21 protein-coding genes are annotated in these 19,324 nt (G+C 50.4%); 12 read left to right on the top strand and 9 right to left on the bottom strand.

Translation table 11 applies throughout. The features are described 5' to 3' along the window. Positions 1 to 3: 3 nt before the first annotated feature. Positions 4 to 369, bottom strand: coding sequence for a DUF5679 domain-containing protein (locus tag VFO10_RS20245; RefSeq protein ID WP_325143572.1), 366 nt, complete (start codon positions 367 to 369; stop codon positions 4 to 6). Between the two features lie 257 nt (positions 370 to 626). Here VFO10_RS20245 and VFO10_RS20240 point away from each other — a divergent pair, with 257 nt between their 5' ends. Beyond that, on the top strand, positions 627 to 1,283 hold the full coding sequence (locus VFO10_RS20240; protein WP_325143569.1) for a leucine-rich repeat domain-containing protein: 657 nt from the start codon (positions 627 to 629) through the stop codon (positions 1,281 to 1,283). 3 nt (positions 1,284 to 1,286) lie between these two features. Here VFO10_RS20240 and VFO10_RS20235 read toward each other — a convergent pair whose 3' ends face one another. The 4 genes from VFO10_RS20235 to VFO10_RS20220 form a co-directional block, all read right to left on the bottom strand. After that, positions 1,287 to 1,754, bottom strand: coding sequence for an Rrf2 family transcriptional regulator (locus VFO10_RS20235; RefSeq protein ID WP_325143567.1), 468 nt, complete (start codon positions 1,752 to 1,754; stop codon positions 1,287 to 1,289). 367 nt (positions 1,755 to 2,121) lie between these two features. Then, positions 2,122 to 2,691: an Hsp20/alpha crystallin family protein gene (locus VFO10_RS20230; RefSeq protein ID WP_325143565.1), complete on the bottom strand. Its 570-nt coding sequence runs from the start codon at positions 2,689 to 2,691 to the stop codon at positions 2,122 to 2,124. A gap of 223 nt (positions 2,692 to 2,914) precedes the next feature. Continuing rightward, entirely contained in the window at positions 2,915 to 3,319 is a 405-nt protein-coding gene (locus tag VFO10_RS20225; protein ID WP_325143563.1) for an HPF/RaiA family ribosome-associated protein, read from the bottom strand. 87 nt (positions 3,320 to 3,406) lie between these two features. Then, entirely contained in the window at positions 3,407 to 5,032 is a 1,626-nt protein-coding gene (locus VFO10_RS20220) for an NAD(P)/FAD-dependent oxidoreductase (protein WP_325143561.1), read from the bottom strand. 85 nt (positions 5,033 to 5,117) lie between these two features. On the opposite strand from VFO10_RS20220, the gene VFO10_RS20215 reads away from it, so the two are divergent. Further along, the gene (locus tag VFO10_RS20215; protein WP_325143559.1) at positions 5,118 to 5,705 is read left to right on the top strand and encodes a TetR-like C-terminal domain-containing protein; all 588 of its coding nucleotides are present in this window, start codon (positions 5,118 to 5,120) and stop codon (positions 5,703 to 5,705) included. Between the two features lie 5 nt (positions 5,706 to 5,710). On the opposite strand, the gene VFO10_RS20210 is transcribed toward VFO10_RS20215, so the two are convergent. Continuing rightward, positions 5,711 to 6,370 (bottom strand): response regulator transcription factor, encoded by a 660-nt coding sequence (locus VFO10_RS20210; RefSeq protein ID WP_325143557.1) that lies wholly within the window; start codon positions 6,368 to 6,370, stop codon positions 5,711 to 5,713. A 60-nt stretch (positions 6,371 to 6,430) separates the two neighbouring features. On the opposite strand from VFO10_RS20210, the gene VFO10_RS20205 reads away from it, so the two are divergent. From VFO10_RS20205 to VFO10_RS20190, 4 genes are all read left to right on the top strand, one after another. Next, positions 6,431 to 8,140 (top strand): sensor histidine kinase, encoded by a 1,710-nt coding sequence (locus tag VFO10_RS20205; RefSeq protein ID WP_325143556.1) that lies wholly within the window; start codon positions 6,431 to 6,433, stop codon positions 8,138 to 8,140. Positions 8,141 to 8,587: 447 nt separating this feature from the next. Continuing rightward, entirely contained in the window at positions 8,588 to 9,352 is a 765-nt protein-coding gene (locus VFO10_RS20200) for an ABC transporter substrate-binding protein (RefSeq protein ID WP_325143554.1), read from the top strand. A 119-nt stretch (positions 9,353 to 9,471) separates the two neighbouring features. After that, a complete protein-coding gene (locus tag VFO10_RS20195; protein ID WP_325143552.1) occupies positions 9,472 to 9,846 on the top strand; it encodes a cupin domain-containing protein in 375 nt (124 codons plus the stop codon). Between the two features lie 2 nt (positions 9,847 to 9,848). Further along, positions 9,849 to 10,316 carry a MarR family winged helix-turn-helix transcriptional regulator gene (locus tag VFO10_RS20190; RefSeq protein ID WP_325143549.1) on the top strand — a complete coding sequence of 156 codons (468 nt, stop codon included), beginning with the start codon at positions 9,849 to 9,851 and terminating at the stop codon, positions 10,314 to 10,316. 64 nt (positions 10,317 to 10,380) lie between these two features. Here VFO10_RS20190 and VFO10_RS20185 read toward each other — a convergent pair whose 3' ends face one another. Next, positions 10,381 to 11,067 carry a hypothetical protein gene (locus VFO10_RS20185; RefSeq protein WP_325143547.1) on the bottom strand — a complete coding sequence of 229 codons (687 nt, stop codon included), beginning with the start codon at positions 11,065 to 11,067 and terminating at the stop codon, positions 10,381 to 10,383. 98 nt (positions 11,068 to 11,165) lie between these two features. After that, positions 11,166 to 12,173 (bottom strand): type IV toxin-antitoxin system AbiEi family antitoxin, encoded by a 1,008-nt coding sequence (locus tag VFO10_RS20180; RefSeq protein ID WP_325143546.1) that lies wholly within the window; start codon positions 12,171 to 12,173, stop codon positions 11,166 to 11,168. Between the two features lie 619 nt (positions 12,174 to 12,792). Here VFO10_RS20180 and VFO10_RS20175 point away from each other — a divergent pair. The 4 genes from VFO10_RS20175 (at position 12,793) to VFO10_RS20165 (ending at position 16,031) form a co-directional block, all read left to right on the top strand. Further along, complete coding sequence (locus VFO10_RS20175; protein ID WP_325143544.1) at positions 12,793 to 13,101, top strand: helix-turn-helix transcriptional regulator; 309 nt, start codon at positions 12,793 to 12,795, stop codon at positions 13,099 to 13,101. Further along, positions 13,088 to 14,353, top strand: a complete 1,266-nt coding sequence (locus VFO10_RS20170; RefSeq protein ID WP_325143541.1) for a type II toxin-antitoxin system HipA family toxin — start codon at positions 13,088 to 13,090, stop codon at positions 14,351 to 14,353. Before VFO10_RS20175 ends, VFO10_RS20170 begins: the two co-directional genes overlap by 14 nt. Positions 14,354 to 14,438: 85 nt before the next feature. Then, a complete protein-coding gene (locus VFO10_RS31330; RefSeq protein WP_349259378.1) occupies positions 14,439 to 14,564 on the top strand; it encodes a helix-turn-helix domain-containing protein in 126 nt (41 codons plus the stop codon). 267 nt (positions 14,565 to 14,831) lie between these two features. Beyond that, a complete protein-coding gene (locus VFO10_RS20165) occupies positions 14,832 to 16,031 on the top strand; it encodes an IS1380 family transposase (protein ID WP_325143612.1) in 1,200 nt (399 codons plus the stop codon). A gap of 670 nt (positions 16,032 to 16,701) precedes the next feature. Here VFO10_RS20165 and VFO10_RS20160 read toward each other — a convergent pair. After that, positions 16,702 to 16,977 carry a hypothetical protein gene (locus tag VFO10_RS20160; protein WP_325143539.1) on the bottom strand — a complete coding sequence of 92 codons (276 nt, stop codon included), beginning with the start codon at positions 16,975 to 16,977 and terminating at the stop codon, positions 16,702 to 16,704. A 6-nt stretch (positions 16,978 to 16,983) separates the two neighbouring features. On the opposite strand from VFO10_RS20160, the gene VFO10_RS20155 reads away from it, so the two are divergent. Beyond that, positions 16,984 to 17,760, top strand: a complete 777-nt coding sequence (locus VFO10_RS20155) for a type IV toxin-antitoxin system AbiEi family antitoxin domain-containing protein (RefSeq protein ID WP_325143610.1) — start codon at positions 16,984 to 16,986, stop codon at positions 17,758 to 17,760. Continuing rightward, on the top strand, positions 17,757 to 18,662 hold the full coding sequence (locus VFO10_RS20150) for a nucleotidyl transferase AbiEii/AbiGii toxin family protein (RefSeq protein ID WP_325143537.1): 906 nt from the start codon (positions 17,757 to 17,759) through the stop codon (positions 18,660 to 18,662). The genes VFO10_RS20155 and VFO10_RS20150 overlap by 4 nt, the downstream gene beginning before the upstream one ends. The last annotated feature ends 662 nt before the right edge of the window (positions 18,663 to 19,324 follow it).

Below are 19,324 nucleotides of genomic sequence, written 5' to 3'. Positions count from 1 at the left end.
CTTTTACATCATCTTCATAATGGCGACGAACCCAACCGCCAAAGCCAGGCCCAGCACCACCAAAAGACTCCCGTAATACAGCATTTCCTGCGCCGCCGAAGTCCTTCCATAACGATCCAGCCGTTTGGCAGCCGTAGTCGGAAGCACGGCCGAGACCGGAGCATTGCGGGGTTGAATCGACGAGATTACGGAAAGAGGCGGCGTGACGCGAACATCGTCTTTCTTCGGCATGAAACGGTAGGTTTCCGTGGCGCAGACAGGACAAATACCCTTCAAAGCGCGACGATTATTGACGAGCATGATCGTATGTTTGCCAAGGGTATCGGTATGCTTTTTACACTTGATGCAATAGGAATCAGGATATTTCACAGGGCACCTCACAGCAGCAGGGCGGAACACAACATCAGCGGGACAACCTGTTCCCGGCGTATATATTGCAAAAGCCCTGCCTGGGAATTCCCCAAGGAAATCAGTAAGTATGGCGCTGAATATTCTGGAAACTGTCAAAAAAACATACAGCCGGCACGTTATTCCCCAGGGGAATCGCCGGCTCAGGTCATTGGACAAAGGAAGGCGTCATGCTATGCTGGAAATCTAATTCGCCACAGCATTCCAAAGGTGCCCGCATGGGAAAAGCTTCGCTTGTGCTCAGTTTGCTCGTCTGCGTTTCCGCCTGTAAAGCTGCAAGGGAACCCGTGAAAGAGGCCATTCCACCGAGCGAGACTTTTGCCACCCGCTGCGAACAGACGGATCCAGCCTCGGAAGCCGCGAAAACCTATAAGGTCCTTCTGGAAATGACCGGCACTCAGAACTGCCGGGATGCGGAATCGAAACTTCGGGGCATGACTTTCCTTGTGCTCAATGAAAAAGACATCAAGGATCTGACGCCGATCGGCGATCTGGATCAGCTCCAGTGGCTGCACCTTTATGGAAATCGGATCGAGGATCTGGGTCCGCTCAAGCGTCTGTCGAAGCTCAAGGACCTTGTACTGGATAACAACCAGATCACCGACGTCAGCCCTCTGCGTGATCTGGTCACGCTCCAGGAGCTCTATGTGGGTCGGAATAAAGTCACCAATGTCGAAGCGATCGGCGCTTTGAAAAAACTTTATATTTTGAATCTGTCCGGCAACCAGATCAAGGACGTCAATCCCTTGAGCGACCTTTCCGCTTTGATGGTGCTGGATCTGAAAAACAATCCCATAGCGGAAAACAAGACCGCCAGCAATTGTCCCACAGCGGATGGCATCAGCCAGGCTCTCCGCGATTTCTGCAATCAGTAGGCATCAACTCGTCTGCTGCTGCTTTTCCACGACGTAAGGCTGGATGTTCAAGGCCCCCAGCATCGACTGCCGACGAACGACCAGATTCGCCAGCGTTTGCCGGTCCAGCTCATCCAGAAAACATTTCATGGCCTTCTGAAATGTCAGATTCAAGTCACAGACGCTGACGATCGGGCAGCCGGTATGCTCAGGCTCAAAACAGGCCAGGAGCTTCAGGCTTGGCTCGGTCTTTCGGAAAACGTCACCAAGGCCGATGTCCTCGGGAGCCTTGGCCAATCGAATCCCACCACTCCGGCCCCGCACCGACGCCACATACCCAAGGCGCACCAGATGCTGCACGACCTTCACCAGGTGATTCTCCGAGACGCGATAGGCATCACTGATCGTCTTGATCTGCACCAGTTTCTGACCATGCAGGGCAAGGTACATGAGCACACGAAACGAATAATCGGAGTATAAGGAAATTTCCAAACCCTTCTCCACATTGCTGCTGAGCAAATTAAAGTGTTGCCATACGTGCAAGACATTTGCACACACTGGACGGGAGGATATAAAAAAATTATACCGCTCCCCTGCACAGGTGCAACGAAACGCGGCCCGTTAAAGAAATCTTTTCGAGGCAACAAAGGATTGAAAAAAACCTTCATGCTTGCTAGCAGGGGCAGAGAAAGTACATAGAAACAAGCAGTTTTTGAAGCGGTCACGACTAGGAAAATCCTAAGCATTCACGCAAATCCGTGGCGAATTCACTTCCTTGGGAGAATCGCCACTCAGGCGCTCCCACGCAGGCGCAAGGCTGTGCCGTCCCAATGCCAAGGGGGCGGCACCACCCCTGCCGTCAGTGTTTCATTTCGCTCTTCTGCTGAGCGCTTTCCCCGCCTTTGACGCCAACCGACGCGTCGCTACCGGACAGTTTGTGCGCAATTTTGCTGAAAATGCCGCTGCTGCTGCCACTGCCAATCTTGATCTTGTGCCGGGACGACTCAGCGGACTTGGGAACGGCGACTTTCAAAACACCGTTCATGTATTCCGCTTCGATGCCATCGGCTTTTACGTTTTGCGGCAAACGAATGGAACGCTCAAAACGTCCGTAACGGCGTTCGACAAAGCGCGAGCGGCCTTCGCCTCTTTCGCTTTCCTGCTTGCGTTCCCCTGTCACGATCAGATTGTTACCCTGCATTTCGATATCAATATTGTCCTTGTCCAGCCCCGGCATATCAAAACTCAGAAGGAAGTGGTCCGCGGATTCCTCCATGTCGCATTGCGGAACCATCATGCGGCCGCTGTCGAAGCGCGTGTCCATCGCTTCATTGAAGATATCATCGAGCTGTCTGAGCAGCGGGCGCCAGGTTCCGAAACCCGAGAACGAACGATCCATATCACGCCACAGATCAGGTGTATTGGCCATAACAAATTCTCCCGGTGTGTTGCATGGTTTGAGAATTCTATCGTCTATCTGCCTGCAGATTAGAACGGCCAGCGGGCTTGTCAAGCTTGGGAATCCATGTAAATGAAAGCGGGTACATAATGCTGGGGATGAAAGACACTGGCGGAAAAATGCAGAAGAAAAATCGGAGGTGACACCGCAGAGCATCAAGGGCATGAGCCCGCGGCATCAAACCGTGAACCCGTTAAAGGGTTTCAAACTCCTGGTCCACGTCCTCTTCATCGCGGCTTGGATTCAGATCCGCGAATGGCTCACCGCCGACAGGTGTGTGACCTTTATGATGCTGGAGCTTGCCGATTTTCTTATCCAGAATCCGCTCCAGTTTTTCCGTTGCTCCCAACAGCGCTTCGCCAATCGTATCGCCTTGATGCGCGACGGCCATCATGGGAAAACCATCCAGTTTCGCTTCTATAGCGCAGCGTTTATCGTTTGCGCCTTCTTTGTCCTTATTTTCATCGCTCAGATAAACTTCGATACGGGAGAGCTTCGCACTGAAACGACTCAGAGCCCTCTCCAGCTCGTCCGATGCCCAGGATTGAAGTCTGGCTGGAGCCGTGAGTGAATTGTGAGCATTAACCTGAATATACATAGAGTCTCCTTGTCGATGAGCCTTCGTTACCCTAAGCAGGAATTTGCAAATTCCGGACCGAAGTCCAGAACCAGCCCAAACTGCGCATCAAAGGGCTGCGGAAGCCGTACGTTTGCCGGGCTTCATCAGAGCGATCAGATGCCGGGCGCGGAAGGGGCCAAGTATCCGGATCGCTGTGAGCACACCCGCACTCAGGGCGCCTCCAATCCCGCAGGTCACGATGTCCTGACCGGTGAGATACAAATTCCGGACAGGAGTGTCGGTCCGTAGCCAGCGTTCCTGAAACCGCTGCGGGTCATGGTTGATGCCATAAATTTCGCCGTGTTCATAGTTGCTGAAGTGAGCGGTGGACAGCGGGCTCGACAGTTCAGTGTAGTGAATTACACCTTCAAGCTGGGGATACTTCGCAAGAAGAATGTCCAGAAGATGGTTGGTCATGTCTTTTTTCAGCTGGGCATACTCGGGCCCACGCTTTTGCCAGGGAGTGTCTTTCCATTTCGCGAACCACGCATAAGGCGCCGGGACCACGATTTCTATCGTGCTTTTACCGGGACGCTTTTTATCCCAGTCGGGGTCTTTGCTTGACGGGAAGGAAATGTAGACGACCGGGAAATCAAAGGTCGGCTTGGGAGTGAACTTCTGAAGGTTCGCATCGTAATCCTCGTTGGGATAGATCCAAAGGTTCGTGCTCGGGACCTTCAGTTCTCTCAGATCACCCTTGATGCCGATGTAAAGGCACATATGAGCAAAGGAAGGCGTGACTCGCTGCAGATTCCGAAGATACTCCTTTTTCACGGGACAGGTATCCGGCAGAAGTTTTTGAAAGGTGTTGATGACGCCGGCAGCGCTTATGATATTCCTGGCTGTAATCGTACGTCCATCCTGTAGCCTGACTCCTGTGGCTTTCCTCCCATCTATGATGATTTCCTCGACAGCTGCGCTCGTGATCAATTGCCCGCCGTGTTTATTCAAAACAGCTTCAGCAGCGCGGGCTATGGATGCAGACCCACCGACAGGATAGCCGGCTCCATTCAGATAATGTTTCGCCACGAGGGCATGCATGGCGAAACTGGATTGACTCGGCGGAAGCCCATAATCACCCCACTGACCAGTCAGGACCGCGATGAGTTTGCGATTCTTTGTGAGCCGCAGCAGAACCTCTTCAGTGGTCTGCCTGGCAAACTCAAGGAAGGGGCTTGTGAGCCGCTTATAAAGAATCCTCGCCAACCACGGGGGTAAAGCGTGCTCCATGAAGTAAGAGGACGAGCTTCGATTCACCTTTTTTATGAGCTTAATGTAGTCCGTGATCGCTGCTTTTTCCTCGGGGAAATACGCAATCATCCGCTCGCGAAAAGCGTCTTCGCCCTTCACATAATCAAAGGCTTCACTCCCGACATGGATACGGTCATAGACCGGACTCATCTCGGCCCAATGGATGTCCCCGTCTCCGATATAGTCAAACACCCGCCTTAAGGTCGAGCCTTCCCTATGCACATCCCCGATATAATGAACACCGACATCCCACTCGTAGCCTTTGCGTTCATAGGTATGCGTGAACCCACCCGCGGTATAATGCCGTTCGAGCACCAGCACTTTCTGGCCCGTCTTGGCCAGACAAATAGCGGTCGTAAGGCCACCGATCCCCGAGCCAATGACTATACTATCATAATGATTATCAAGTGTTGCACGGCGCAGCAGCGTTCCTACGGTCATGGTTTACGACTCCTCTGTTGACTTCAATTCCCTGGATACTCTAGAAATGTTGTCACCGTCAACATCAGGAGATGGTTCCGCGCTTATGACAAAAAATTATCATCACGGGGATCTCAGAGAGGCTCTGATTGCTGAGACATTGGACATGCTTCGGAAGGACGAGGTGGCTTTGATCGGCTTTCGTGAGCTGGCGCGGCGACTGGATGTTTCGCGCACAGCTCCCTATCGGCATTTTGAAAGTGTCGAGCATCTTCTTGCGGTGGTTGCCGCGGATGGCTATGAAAAATTTCTTGAAGCGCTGGAGGCTGTGACTGAAGACGCGACCTTAAGCACCAAGGACCGCTTCCTGGAACTGGGCGTGGCTTATGTGAACTTTGCTTTGGAAAACCCAGCCCATTATCGACTGATGTTTGATCCTCGGTTTTTTCAGGATGAACGCTTTCAGGAGGTCAAGCAGCTATCCTCAAAATCCTTCGGCCATTTGAAACAGACAGCCGCAGCCTGTCTTCCGCTTGATGCGACAGACGAGGAAAAAAATCATATGGCAAATCTAGCCTGGGCCTCTGTGCATGGAATGTCGCGGCTTTTCATTGACGGACAGTGGCAAAGAGTAAGCAAACGGAAATCTTATATTCGCGAATCCTGCCGCAAGCTGCTTCCCATTCTTCCCTGACTCGCTTACAAAAGCCTGACGCGAGACGTCCAGGCCACCACTTCGGCTGAATTCTGCACACCCATCTTGCGCATAAGATTAGCCTTATGACACTTGATGGTATGCTCGGAACATTCCAGAATTCTGGCCATATCTTTGTTGGTTTTGCCCTCGGCTATCAAAAGAGCAATCTGCTTTTCGCGCGGGGAAAGTTTAGCCACAACATGCTCCGTGGATGGCGCGGCTGCGGCAGTCAGTCGATACTCACGTAAAAGGTCGTAATAGCGCTCGCCCATCTTTGCACTGAAGTATTTCTGCCCCTCGGCAAGTGCATGCAGTCCACGCAGGATTTCTGAACTGTCTTCGACCTTCATGATATGCCCATCAATCCCCAGATCCAGAAGTTCCTGGATGCGGTGCTTTGGAGAATCCTGGGAAAGGATCAGGACGCGTAAGCCCCGACGCAGAGTCCAAAGCTCGCGCAGGAACTGAACACCGTCGAAGCGGGGCATTTCCAGATCCAAAAGGACAATGTCAGGTTCCAGCCTGGACAGACTGGACAAGGCATTCAGCCCATTATCCGCCTCTCCAATGCAAAGGAACCGTTCGTCCTGACTCAGGAGCTCTTTCAGACCCATGCGAAAAATCAAGTTGTCTTCAACGATAAAAACTTTTGCTTGTTTCATACTCAAATTCTAGAGTTATCCTTTAAAGAGTTCAAGACCAACCCGCTTTTGGAATACAGCATGCCTTTTGATTATGTGATTCTCAACCTGATTCAATGGTTATCGGCCTTTCTGATGCTGGGTTTGGCCTTTTATAGTCTGAAGTTCCGCAGCCTGCCTCCGGCGGGAGCCCTCCTGGTCTTTTTCATCCTATGCGGCGTTTGGTCCTTTTTTGCTGCCCTGATTCCGCATGTGGACGATTTCGGAAGCAAAATCCTTTTGAATCGCATGAAAATGCTATCCCCGACTCTCCTTCCTCTCAGCATTATCGTGATCGCCCATACTCTGCACGGCGGATCCCCTTGGCCCAGATGGGTCTGGGCTCTGTTTTCAGCGACTCCGCTGATCGGCCTTGCTCTTATCATCAGTCCTCTGCATGAGCAGTTTATTGGCAACTATCGACTGCTTCACTACCGGGGTGTGGACCTCCTGGCTTTCTCGAATGGACCCTGGTTTATAATCCATAATATCCAGGCCAGAATTGTCACGATCCTTTCCATTTTTCTTATACTCACAGCCAAACGCCATCTGAGTCCCTACCACCGGCTGAAGACCTGGCTTATCAATCTGGCTATATTCGCGCCTTTTCTGATCGACAGCCTGGCTGTCATCTACTATGAAAATCTCCGCTTCCTGCAGCTGACGCCGGCCCTCCTCGCAGCATCCGCGTTTATGATGGCCTATGCGATCTTCCGGCGAAATATCCTGGACGTGATACCTTTTGCGAGGAGCCAGATCCTCGATCATACGCCCGATCTTTACTTCGTCTTTGACTTCAAGCGCCACCTCGTTGACTTCAACGTTCCAGCGCAAACCGTCTTTGGACTCCCTCCTGGCATTATGGGTGCTCCCTGGGATCAGGTCTTCGGCCGCGAACCTGGGCTTTCCGATCGCATTCGGTCCGAGGACCCTTGTGAACTGCACTGGCAGAAAGATCATGAGTTCTATGACATCATTCAAAGACCCCTGCAGGATGGGCTTGTTGGTCGCACCGGGTTTCTTATCATCTTCAAGAATGTCTCGCTGCAAAAGAAGGTGGAGTTGGAGTTAAAAGAAATCAATCAGATGAAAACAAAGCTTTTGGCCGTCATGGGGCATGATCTGCAAGGCTCCCTATCCGGTCTGGCTTTGACTGCCGAAAACCTCGCGGGAAAGATTGAGTGCTATCATCCCCAGGATCTGAGCGCTCTTTTGGAGACGATGCACTTCAGCGCCCGCAGCTGCGTGGGGCTGATCGACCAGCTCCTGATCTGGTCCAAATCAGAACTCGGAGTGCTCCAGATATCACGGCGGAACTTCGAGGTGGAGACCCTTATTGAGGAAACCCTGGCCTTTCTGCAGCCGGCGATCGTCGATAAGAACATCCATGTATCCCTGGCTTCCAAGACCCGGCAGCCCATTGCCTCCGACTGGAACCTGGTTCAGACTGTGATTCGTAACCTTCTGGCCAACTCTATCAAATTTACTCCCGAGAATGGCAGGATTGAAATCAGAATCCAGGATCAGAACGAGTCTCTCCAGGTCTCTGTTCTGGATTCCGGTCATGGCATTGTGCCTGAGCTTGAGGAAAAAATCTTCGACCTCAACAAGGAAAATCATTCCGGCCTTGGACTTTACCTTTGCGCCGAATTCATCAAGCGTCTGGGCGGCAGAATCTGGTCGGAAAGTAGCCAGGGGCGTGGCGGAATCTTTCATTTCACCATTCCCAAGACGGCCAATTCATCGGATTAAGCCAGTCGGCTTAGGCAGAACGACGAATCTCACATTTCCGTGCATGCAGAGCAAACGATGGCTATCATGCGTCAGTCGTTGTGAGTGATCGGCATTGCATCTCTCGGTCTCAAATCCGCGAGGAATCGCCTGAGTGTCATCGCCCTCAGCGGCCGGGCTTATGTCTTCGGTGGATGGATGTCGATTATCTCACCACTGTGGAGTCTGCTCCGATCGGCAACGAACTCGGAATTTTCGAGTTCGCCCTTATATTCAAATCGCTCCACTCGTCGACCGAAACTTCTGCAATCGAGTCGACCTCCCACCCCTGGCATGCAAGTCTCTGTCTGTGGCAAACCTAGTGAAATTACCAAGTTTCTCGCCAAATCATTTTAAAAATGAGACATTCCTTGTTGAGACTCTATTGTCAGAAGCCATCTTTTTGAGCTCAGAAGGAGGGGGTGTCTCGTGCTGAAGGTGCTTCTTGTTGCCATTCTTGGCCTGCTGCCGACCCTTCCTTGCAGGGCCCAGACTCTTGAAATTCTGACCGAAGAAGATCCTCCCTATAGCTTTATTCAACCGGACGGCACAGTAAGCGGCGCCGGGGTTGAGATCGTCAAGGAAATTCAAAAGCGCATCGGAAATACCGACCCCATTCACGTCGTGCCTTGGGCACGCGCCTACCTCAACATTCAAAAGCGACCCAATGTCGTCGTGTTCACGATGTCCCGCACCAAAGCCCGTGATCCGCTCTTTTATTGGGTAGGTCCGATCCTGGAAAACAATTGGGTGATCATAGCCAGGAAGGATTCGAAGATTCATATCAAATCCCTGGAAGATGCCATGACCCTTAAGTCGATCGGTGTCGTGCGGGGCTATGCCTGGACCGAATATATGGAGCAGAAAGATTTCAAGAATCTGCACATTGCCACTTCACACAGCTCCAACGCCAGGATGCTGAATTCAGGGCGGGTGCAGGCGATGCTCAGCACAGATCTCACCTACAGATCCGTACTCAGGGCCGAGAACCTGAATCCTGATGAGTTCGAAGTCATCCTGAACGTTAAGAACGTGAAGATGTATGTCGCACTAAGCAAGAAAACCTCCGAGGCCATCGTAAAAAAGTGGCAGGCCGGCTTTCAAGCCATGAAAGATGATGGAACTTTCCGCAAAATACTTCAGACCTGGGTCCCTGCTTCCAACATGCCGGAATATGAAGAGCCTGCGGATTAAATACTCTTTCATTAAGATCACGCAACGACCAGAATTAGTCAATCCAGTTGACTAAGCTCTTAAACTTCACTATGTTTATTTAGTCAACCCCGTTGACTATAAACACGAGGTCTTTATTTATGCCTGTCTTATCCGCGCCTTCTGGCCCAACTCATGCCCTGCCTGGAACAACTTTCACATCCCTCGCAACGCCAACCCGTGGCACGGTCTGCAACAGTCTCTGGAAAGTGGAGATCCAGCCTGGTACGGTTCCGACGGCTCATCAGGTGACCCGCGAGGAAATTTTTGTAATTCTCGCTGGTTCAGCTCAGGTGAGAATTGCGGATGAAACTGCACTCGCCAAAGCTGGTGACGTTATCGTTGTGCCCCCTCATACCAGCTTCGAAGTCTCCTGTCACGGAAGCGAGCCTTTGCAGGCTCTCTGCTGTCTTCCTGTTGGCGGTGAAGCTCGTCTCAAGGACGGGACAACCTTCATCCCACCCTGGGCGCTTTAAATATGGGGGAATCCAATCCCATACCCTTGGCAAGACTGATGGCGATGGCCTTTCGTTACTTGATTGACCAGCTGCACGAGCGTCTGGCTCAGCATGGCTACCGGGACATTCCCCCTACCTTTGGCTATGTGCTCGTGGCTATACGTGAGGCCCCTGCCACGTCTCGTGACCTTGCGAAGAATCTGGGCGTCACCAAGCAGGCCGCTTCAAAAATCATCGAAGCCATGGAGCACGATGGCTATGTAAAGCGCCTTGAGCATCCCGATGACGGCAGGGCATCTCTGGTGGCGCTGACACGAAAAGGACGAAATTTTTTGGCTTTGGTGGAAGACATTTATAGAGACATCGAAACCGAATGGGCCGCCATCACGGGCAAGGAGCGGATGGAAAGCATGCGCGAGGATATTCGACGGGTGATGGAATGCACGCATGGAGGCAGTCTTCCTCAGATACGGGTGGGTCCTGGTTGAGGTGGATTCGTTCTGCGTTCGCAAGCGCGAGAGATCTGCACGCCTTTATCGCAGGGCTGAGAGATTAACCCATTTGCGATAGCATAAGCGATATTCTGTCTCTATATGGGTCGATTTTTCTGAAACCGGCCATCTGTTGGAAGAAAACAGAGCCTTCCGAATATGACAACTCTCTTTTAAGTATCTGCTCCATCTCCATACGAGCGGCATGAGAACACAGTACCCGCAAGTCTCGGCCAATCAAGGCTGCACCAGCTCTGTCGATCGTATAGGGATCCATGTCTACCAAATCCGAATGCTCATCATAAAGCCTATCGAAATTGCCTGCATCCAGGTAGTTCGCTATGATTGAGTCTATATCGACTGGATCCTGAGGTCTTTCCCGCGGGCGGTCATTCCAGGCAATAACCTTTAACATCACAAGGCATGATAGAGATGCAATTCGAACTTCAATGCCGGTACTGGTTCTGAATTTATGAGCCGTACGGAATGCATCTTCAAAGCCAAGCATATTCATGATCTTGCCGTCTTGGGGCCATAGAATCTCACTTTTGCCATTCAATATTTCGCCGAAGGGTATGATGTCAAATATTGCTGTTTTGTAGCGAAAATTATACATCGCAGTCTGCTCTAAAAAACCGCTGCCCATGAGTTGAACCCGGATTTTCTCATAATTCACCCAACTGCCAACCCGCACAGCAAGATCGGCATCTCTTGTAGCTCTTGAAAGCCGTAATTTATGATGTTGCATGAGAATATCTCTAGCGGCCGCTCCGACTATAAAGAAGTGGTCTCCGCATATTTTGCTTAAGTAGCCTAGGCCTTCCAGTACGTCGGCATCAAGTATGATTATAGGCTTCGGATCCATATTTCACGTATTTCCCTTGCTGTTTTCAAGTCCCTTGGATCACCACTATCGATGAGGTCAGCATAAATCAATGGAAGATCGACTATTCCTTGCGTCTTTTCCTTCCAGTCAAAATCCCAGAATTTTTTCCGAATTTCGATTTTTCCTGCTTCTGAAGGGCGCAAGCGAAGATCCTTCACGACTTCCTGAGGTTTATCACTATATATGATGAACCTCTCTGGAAGCTCTGATTTCATCACGACATCGGCAGCCTTCGCAGCGCTCCAATAGCCATTCTTGAGCATAACGGAGCCCGCTCTAAATTCCCGGTATTGCTTCTCGTCATAATGATCAAAGGTAATCTTGCTAATTCCAGGACGAAGCTTTTTGATATATTCCACTGCCCAAAGGTCCAAAAACTTGCCCGGATCGACGAAGCGAATTCTAGCTCTATCGTTGACGATATAATTCGATGCCTCCAATTCCTTCAGATACTTATTAACTGCGGCAACGGAGATTCCAACTTCATCGGCCATAATCTTTTGAGTTCTCTTCGCAGATTGAGATGTTGCGGCAAGCAGATGAATAAATTTAGCCAGGGATTCAGATGACGGCAGCGTGTTCTCTGCGGCCCGGGATTCGATTTTCCCCGGCGTCTTGCTTATTCTTGCTTCGTGGGATTTGATGTTTGAGATCGTAAGAGGAATTGAAAATTCACCATTATTTGCTAGAAAAGGCTTTTTGGTCTCCAAAAACTTCGTCTTCTCTTCTCTAGTCAAGTTTCCCATTTCGAGAACATTTTCTATTTTTTCTGCTTTGGTTTTTCGTTTCCCTTGCTGGTTATAATTCACCCAAAAAGGATACTCGAGTCCTCCGACTTCGATGATGATTGAGGCATCAAAGGCTTGGTCAACGGATGCGAGTATCCAATAGCTTTGGATCCTAATTCCTAGACCAGTCTGCTTAGCGAAGTCGTTCAGGGATTTCTTGATACTTTTCTCAATATTCATAAAACTTCCCGTGTTCACATATTATGAATATAATATATTTTGTGAAATAATTACCACTATATTGTTCAATATATTGTTTTTATTGGAATAAGAATTCACTAGAATGAGCTGCTTGAAAGATTTCGGAGGAAATTTTACCGCGAAATTGAAAGTAAGGACATCTTCCCGGTCTCCACCTCGCCTACCCCTTGGAATCCTAAGCTGGGCACACAACTCTGAATGGCTCCCTGAGACAGGGTTAGGCAGAACCGATTTTCCTCCAATTCAAGTATCAAATTTCATTGAATTTAATGTGATTCCTCTCTTTCTACAAGGCACTTTCCTCCGATTGAAATACCTCGATGGGAGGCTTTCAATCAGGCAAATAGTCGCCGAAACTGTTTCCTCCGGTTGAGGAGCATGGCCGAGCCCAGCCAACGCAAAGCGCACACGACATTAAAGTATATATTTTAATACTTTAACTAGATAAAAGTCTATTTAAGTATATTTTTATATACTTTAATTCCCAACGTTGACACTTTAATCGCTTCCCCTTATTATCCAATAAAGAATAACTTTTTAAACTTTATGCCTCACCCATGCACTCAAAGTGCAAAAATTTATACTTTATGAGTTACCTATGCCCATCTCCTTCGCCACGGATGACGATATATGCCAGCAGATCATCGAAGGCTGCCGTCAGAAGCGCATCGCCCTGGAGATGAAGCAGACGGACCTGGCTCAGAAGTCCGGACTATCTATCGCTACCATCAAGGGTTTTGAACTCGGCAAATCGGTCAATCTCATGACCCTGATCAAAATCATGCGGGCTCTCGGTGAATTGCATCGGGTGGAAAACCTGGTCCCTGAATTGATCGTTTCACCGAAATCCATTTTTTTGGAAAAGCAGCCGAAAAAAAAGAAACGAGTGCGTCGTGCAACACCATAAAAGCATCCGCGTCAATCTCTGGGGGCGAACCGTCGGCTATCTCGCAATGCCGGACAGAAGCGTGGTTGTCTTCGAGTATGAGAAAGCCTTCAAGGAATCGGGCTGGGAGATTTCCCCCTTTGAACTGCCACTGAATACAACCGGGATCTATAAATCCCCTGAAACTAGCTCCACGTTCCAAAACCTGCCGGGAATCATCGCCGATTGCCTGCCCGACAGCTACGGAAAGGCGGTGATCGAAGGGTTCTATCAGAAGGAATTCGGTTGGCTCCCGGCATCCATCACGGCCCTCGATTATCTCGCCTACATCGGTAACCGCTCGATCGGCGCTTTGGAATTCGAACCGACAGTGGCGTCGCAAGCCCCGCAGCACGAACATCTGGAGATACAAAGGCTGGTGGATGCCGCGCGCAAGACCTTACAGGGAAAAGCCCACGATGTCCTGCCCGATCTTCTGAAAATCAGTGCTTCCGCCGGTGGGCGACAGGCCAAGGCTCTGGTGGATTTTAATCCGCGAACTCAGGAACTCCGTTCCGGCCTGGAAGAGCCGCGGGCCGATTTCATCCCCTGCATCATCAAGTTCGATGGCATTCGGGATGGCGATGAACCCAATTTCTATGGCCGTTTGGAATATGTTTACACCCGCCTGGCGGAACGATGCGGAATTCAAGTACCCCGCGTGTGGCTCCTGGAGGATGATCTGGAATATGGGCCGGCAGCGCATTTCATCATCGAACGCTACGATCGCTCTCTGCAGAAGGAGAAGACCGTTCACTGCGCCAGCCTCTGCGGCTTGCTCCTGCGCGATTTCCGGCAGAAGCACAGCTGTGACTATGAAACTTATTTCGGTTTGGTCCAGCAGTTGACACGCGATGCATCACAGCTGGAAGAAGCCTTTCGGCGCGCCGCCTTCAATATCATCTTTCGCAACCAGGATGATCATACGAAGAATTTCGGCTTTTGCATGAGTCCCCAGGGCTTATGGCACCTCGCCCCTGCCTTCGATCTCAACTACGTCTATGGGCAGGGCATGGCATCCACGCATCAGATGCGTTTCTCCGGAAAGGACGATGATTTCACCCGCGAGGACTTCGTGCAGGTGAGCAAGAAATTCGGCATGCACCGCCGCAAGATCAGCAAGATCCTGAACGATGTGCAGGAAGCTGCCCAGAATTTCGAGAAACAAGCGCACACCGCAGGCTTGGATGAGGACTTCGCGCGCGGCATAGCCCACCGTTTCCGCCACTTTTAGTCACAGCCGCTGATAGCCAGATGACTGTTTTTTCCAGTCGTCTTTATGGAAAGCACTCCCATCAGAATAATAAAAGGATGGCGGAATGAACACCGCCCATCGCATTGAAATCAACGCAAACACCAAGCAGAGAACGTGCTTTGCTCGCGCTGCCGGTAAGGCCCGCTTTTCCTACAACTGGGCATTGCTGAGTGGAAGAAGGAATACCTAGATCCCAGGAACTCTTCCCTGTCGTCCTGATGAAACTTCCATCTGCCTTGGTGTATAGCCACAGGCCCTGTTTCACCCTCGGGTAAAATTCTTCAATTTGCCGGATTTACAGTCAGACCAAAGGAGCGTAAATCGTTCAGCACCAGCCCCACGGAAGGGGTTGCTTCAGGCAGGATGCTGACATGATGGATCGCGTGGTTTTTCAGGACCGGAATTTGTCTTCGCCCGGTGGTTTGCTTTTGTTCAAGGATCTGCTTGCGGCGAGGCCCTGCCTCGCCAGCGGATAGCCTCGGGGGCTTCAGGGGTTGATAAGTTTCGTGCTCTTTTGCTGGGCTTTTCGAGCGGAGCGGAATGTCTGGAGGATATGGACAGGCTTCGCAGTGATCCGATGTTCCGCGAGGTCAACGGCACGCTTGTCGGCTCGACGAGTTATGGCGATTATCTGCGCAAGTTTTCGGGATTTCATCTGCAGCGTTTGAATCAGGAGCTTTGTCGTTTGGCCGGGGAATTCCATATTCGCAGCCGTTCCGCAGAACGTTTGATCCTGGATATTGATTCGACGGGCCACGAGCAGCATGGCGAAAAGATGGAGGGGCTGGCCTATAACTACAAGAAGGAGTGGGGCCTTGACTCAATTGAAGTTTTTGATCAGAAGGGTTTTCTCTATTACATGAACGTCCGGGAGGGCAATGCTTTCACCGCTGATGATGCCCCGTTTGTGATCAGTGAGGTGTCGCGCCATCTGCCGCGCCATGCAGCGCGCCAGCAGCCTTTGCTGCGCGCGTATTCCGGCTACTGCAACAACGCCGTGTTCAAGGCGTGTGAGGAAAACGGCTTTGGGTTTTTGGTGGCGATGCGGGAGAATCTTTACAGCCCACTTTTGCGTCGACGCATTAAATGGCGAAAGGCAAAGGGCGCGGAGCTGGAGAAGGAGGAGGCCGAGGTTGGCGAGTCGCTCTACTATTCAAAAATGTGCGAGAAGGTTTTTCGGGTGATCTTCATCCGAAGGCCACGCACAGGTGAGCGCGAGATCTTCGCCGACTGGCACTGGACTTATCAGGCCTATGTCACCACGGAAAGCAGTTCGGAGCTGTCAGCCGAGGATGCTGTTGAGCTATACCGCCAGCGCGGAAACGCGGAGAATTTTATCCGCGAACTGAAGAATGGTTTCGATCTTCATCATTTTCCCTGTCAGAAGTTGAAGGCCAATCGCGCCTATGGTTTGATTGCTGCGTTCGCGTATAATTTCATGGGCTTTGTGGGGCTGGTCATGAGCCCGACGAAGCCGATGTTTTCAAAGCGAATTCGATTTGCTCTGGTCAACCTTGCCTGTCAGGTGGTGCGAAGGGCAAGGCGGACTGTTTTTATATTTCCCAGGCGATATGAAAAGGAGGTGAAGCGTTGTCTTATGAACATAAGACTCACGTTGGGTTATGGGTTACAGGTCCCGCGAGGAAAACCACCTTGATCTTTGACAACCGAATAGATCCTTGCCCAACTGAGCTATGGGACAATTGGAGCCGGTGCTGAATCCGGAGGGCCTTTGTGCGCCCTGAATTCAGCTGGCGGGTGATGGACGGCGAATCCGCGATGCCAAGCAGGTCCATAAGGAGGGTTGCGCAGCTTAAATTTTAGGCGCAAGGATCCATTCTTCCGTCTCAGACCGCAGGATTGCGCTGGTGACGGGAACGAGGAACGGGACTGACGAAAAGTTTCGGGGATTCGGGTTCTCCGTTCCGGGCGTGGAACGCTGAGGGAGGAAGCGGTTTCATTTTCTCCCAAGGGAAGCGCCGACTATAACGCGATCAGCGTTTAGTCGGTGAGGACGTCACTCTGATTGGGATTGCATGGGCATGAGGATTTCCAGTCCGCAATAGCGGGCCCAAACACAAACCCATGGGACCCCGAAGCTGGCACATATCTATTTTGGATTTTGACTTGGGATTTTTTATTCAGGAAAGCAAGAAAGGAGCATGGCTCCTCAGGACGCGCTCGAACCGCCGACCAAGTGATTAATAATCACCTTCTCAACGCTCACCATTTTTTCCCATGCCTGTGCATGGATGCATTGATCACAGCCAGATGGGCAACCTTCTAATTTTTCTTGGATTTTGATCAAAAGCCTCTACTTTCGAATTTCATAAAAATCCAAGGTTGAGGTTTTCCTTGCGCCAAAGCCTGTTTAATCTTTCTAAATCATTAAAGAATTCTCTTTTATTGGGATTGACCCTAAGCAGTGCATCTTGGCGGCCTTCGCTCCTCTGCAGGTTGTCCGGCCGAATGCCGACAAACATGACAGAAACAAAATCATCATCATATGTTACATCATATATGAAACATATGATGATAAAAAAATTCCAAACAGCGACAAAATCATTATTTAACGTTACACCTTTAATGTAACATACAGTCATGAAAATATTTCAGAGGGGGAATATCTGAAGCCAATACTGGAGGCATTATCCATATGGGATCGGGGGGTTATCCACGGTCTAGGGTGGTTATCGGCCCGAGGCATGAACCGAGTCCAAGTGCACCGTAGCTGCAAGGCAGGCGAGCTACGCCGTTTAGGAGAAGGCGCGTTTATGCGTCCATCGGATGACCTGCACTGGGCAGCAGCGGTGGAAGCCATGCAGACAGAGTTTCAATACCCTGTGCATGTTGGTGGTCTTAGCGCGTTGGAACTCATAGGTTCCAGCCATTTCATTCGGCAATCGCGCCGGGAAGTGCAATTGGTCACTTACCAAAAGTGGAATCTCCCTAAGTGGGTTCGTTCGAACGACTGGGGTGTGAATTTTAACCTTCATCGCTCCCGGCTCTTTTTGGGTGACGTGTTCCTGATGGAGCATAGAGAGGCCGGCTTTCATCTGGCAGTATCTAGCCGTGAATTGGCTATCTTCGAGCATATTGACGAAAGCAACTATAAAACTTCTTTTGAGTCGCTTGAGAATTTGATGCTGGGACTTCGCACAATGCGCTCGGATCATCTTCAAAGCCTGCTCGAAGGATGTCGATCGTCAAAGGTAAAGCGGATTTTCCTCTATATGTCGGAAAAGCTCGACATGCCCTATCTTCGAAAGCTCGACACCAGCCGAATAGATTTAGGTCGAGGGTTTCGCGAGGTAATAAAAGGCGGACACAGGGACGGAAAGTATCAGATTACAGTGCCTCGCGAAGACGAAGGGAGTTCGTTTTGATCTATGGACGTCAGGTAGAGCTCTTGCTGGATTGTCTTCCCTTTGTCTTCAGCGATAAGCGCGTAGCTTTGAAAGGTGGTACAGCGCTGAATCTGTTTGTGCACGATATGCCCAGGTTGTCGGTTGACATAGATATTACCTACCTGCCAATCGAGGATCGCCCGGTTACCTTTGCGAATGTTCATGCAATTCTCAAGCAGATCAAAACGGACCTGGAGCGGAACATTGGGTGCACGGTTTCCGCCTCTCAAAAGCTCGATGGTAAAAAAGAAGCAAAGCTGCTCGTGGCACGAAACGGAGTGGACATTAAGATTGAACCAAACTTTACGATACGAGGTGCATTTTTTCCGGTGGAACAGATGGCACTCTCAGCGCGATGTACGAAAACCTTTGGCCATGAGGTAGACGTACCATGCTTAAGCCGAGCGGATCTTTACGGTGGCAAAATCTGTGCGGCCCTTGATCGACAGCACCCAAGGGACCTCTTCGATATAAAGGTCTTCTTTGAAACTGGCGGCTTTAGCCACAAAGTCATCGAAGCCTTCCTGTTTTATCTCATCTCACATAATCGACCGTTTCACGAGTTACTCAACCCGAACCTGAAGCCGCTGGAAGGAGAATTTCACACGGAGTTCTCAGGAATGACCGAAGATAATGTGCAGCTTGAAACACTGGAAGAGGTAAGGTTGCATCTAATCCGAACGCTTCGCAATGAGCTAACTGAGCAGGACAGGAAATTTTTACTCGGGATTGCCAAGGGTACACCCGACTGGGGCCTATATGCGCGCCCTGAGGTGCAGAACTACCCTTCTGTGAGGTGGCGCATCCATAACCTGGACCAAATGGAAGTTGCCAAGCGTTTGGCCCAAGTTCACGAGCTGGAAAAGATTCTTGGATCCTAGATCACCAGAAAATTTTTCTATTCTAAGCAGGATCGCAAGCGCATGAGGATGTGATGAGGATTTCCAGCCCGCAATAGCGGGCTCAAAACAAGCCCATGGAACCGCGAAGCGGGCCCACATCTATTTTGATTTTTGTTTTGGATTTTTTATTCAGGAAAGCAAGAAAGGAGCATGGCTCACCATCACCCAGACCACTTGAACAAATTTCTCCGTACCTTGAACCTATTATAATTATTGAATTTTTATTGAATCGACTTTATAAAAATGTAGGATTTTTACGGCAGAAATATCTCGTCGAGGGACTCTCAACCCGAGAAATCGCGAAGGGGACTTTTTCCGTAAGATCGACGATGAGCCAAGCTTTGAAGGGCTTCAATATAACTTTTCGGCCAGTCGATGTTGCACACAAAACGAACAAGGGCCAATCAGCGTATGGCGAGAAGATAGTCCAGCGCCACGAGATGGACCACCACCGGGAGGTGAAAACCTCTCCAAAATGGCTAAACTACGTCGTCGTGGGTTCATATTCCACAAAATCGCTGCTGGGTATACCAACCAAGCACAGAAGGAAGTGGCATGGTACGACCGTCATGAATACTCAAAAGAAAAATTTCAGGTTGCGTACACCTCTTTCATATTCGAGCAGAAGTCGATGGTTTCAG

The organism is Oligoflexus sp. (genome assembly GCF_035712445.1).
In the GTDB taxonomy this organism is placed as follows: Bacteria; Bdellovibrionota_B; Oligoflexia; order Oligoflexales; family Oligoflexaceae; genus Oligoflexus.
The sequence above is the reverse complement of the archived record's forward strand: the minus strand, read 5'-3'. Positions and strand labels throughout refer to the sequence as shown.

Coding starts and splice junctions, on each gene's coding strand:
- VFO10_RS20240 (WP_325143569.1), top strand. CDS start 627: ATGGGAAAAGCTTCGCTTGTGCTCAGTTTGCTCGTCTGCGTTTCCGCC.
- VFO10_RS20230 (WP_325143565.1), bottom strand. CDS start 2,691: ATGGCCAATACACCTGATCTGTGGCGTGATATGGATCGTTCGTTCTCG.
- VFO10_RS20225 (WP_325143563.1), bottom strand. CDS start 3,319: ATGTATATTCAGGTTAATGCTCACAATTCACTCACGGCTCCAGCCAGA.
- VFO10_RS20220 (WP_325143561.1), bottom strand. CDS start 5,032: ATGACCGTAGGAACGCTGCTGCGCCGTGCAACACTTGATAATCATTAT.
- VFO10_RS20215 (WP_325143559.1), top strand. CDS start 5,118: ATGACAAAAAATTATCATCACGGGGATCTCAGAGAGGCTCTGATTGCT.
- VFO10_RS20210 (WP_325143557.1), bottom strand. CDS start 6,370: ATGAAACAAGCAAAAGTTTTTATCGTTGAAGACAACTTGATTTTTCGC.
- VFO10_RS20205 (WP_325143556.1), top strand. CDS start 6,431: ATGCCTTTTGATTATGTGATTCTCAACCTGATTCAATGGTTATCGGCC.
- VFO10_RS20195 (WP_325143552.1), top strand. CDS start 9,472: ATGCCTGTCTTATCCGCGCCTTCTGGCCCAACTCATGCCCTGCCTGGA.
- VFO10_RS20190 (WP_325143549.1), top strand. CDS start 9,849: ATGGGGGAATCCAATCCCATACCCTTGGCAAGACTGATGGCGATGGCC.
- VFO10_RS20185 (WP_325143547.1), bottom strand. CDS start 11,067: ATGCAACATCATAAATTACGGCTTTCAAGAGCTACAAGAGATGCCGAT.
- VFO10_RS20180 (WP_325143546.1), bottom strand. CDS start 12,173: ATGAATATTGAGAAAAGTATCAAGAAATCCCTGAACGACTTCGCTAAG.
- VFO10_RS20175 (WP_325143544.1), top strand. CDS start 12,793: ATGCCCATCTCCTTCGCCACGGATGACGATATATGCCAGCAGATCATC.
- VFO10_RS31330 (WP_349259378.1), top strand. CDS start 14,439: ATGAACACCGCCCATCGCATTGAAATCAACGCAAACACCAAGCAGAGA.
- VFO10_RS20160 (WP_325143539.1), bottom strand. CDS start 16,977: ATGACTGTATGTTACATTAAAGGTGTAACGTTAAATAATGATTTTGTC.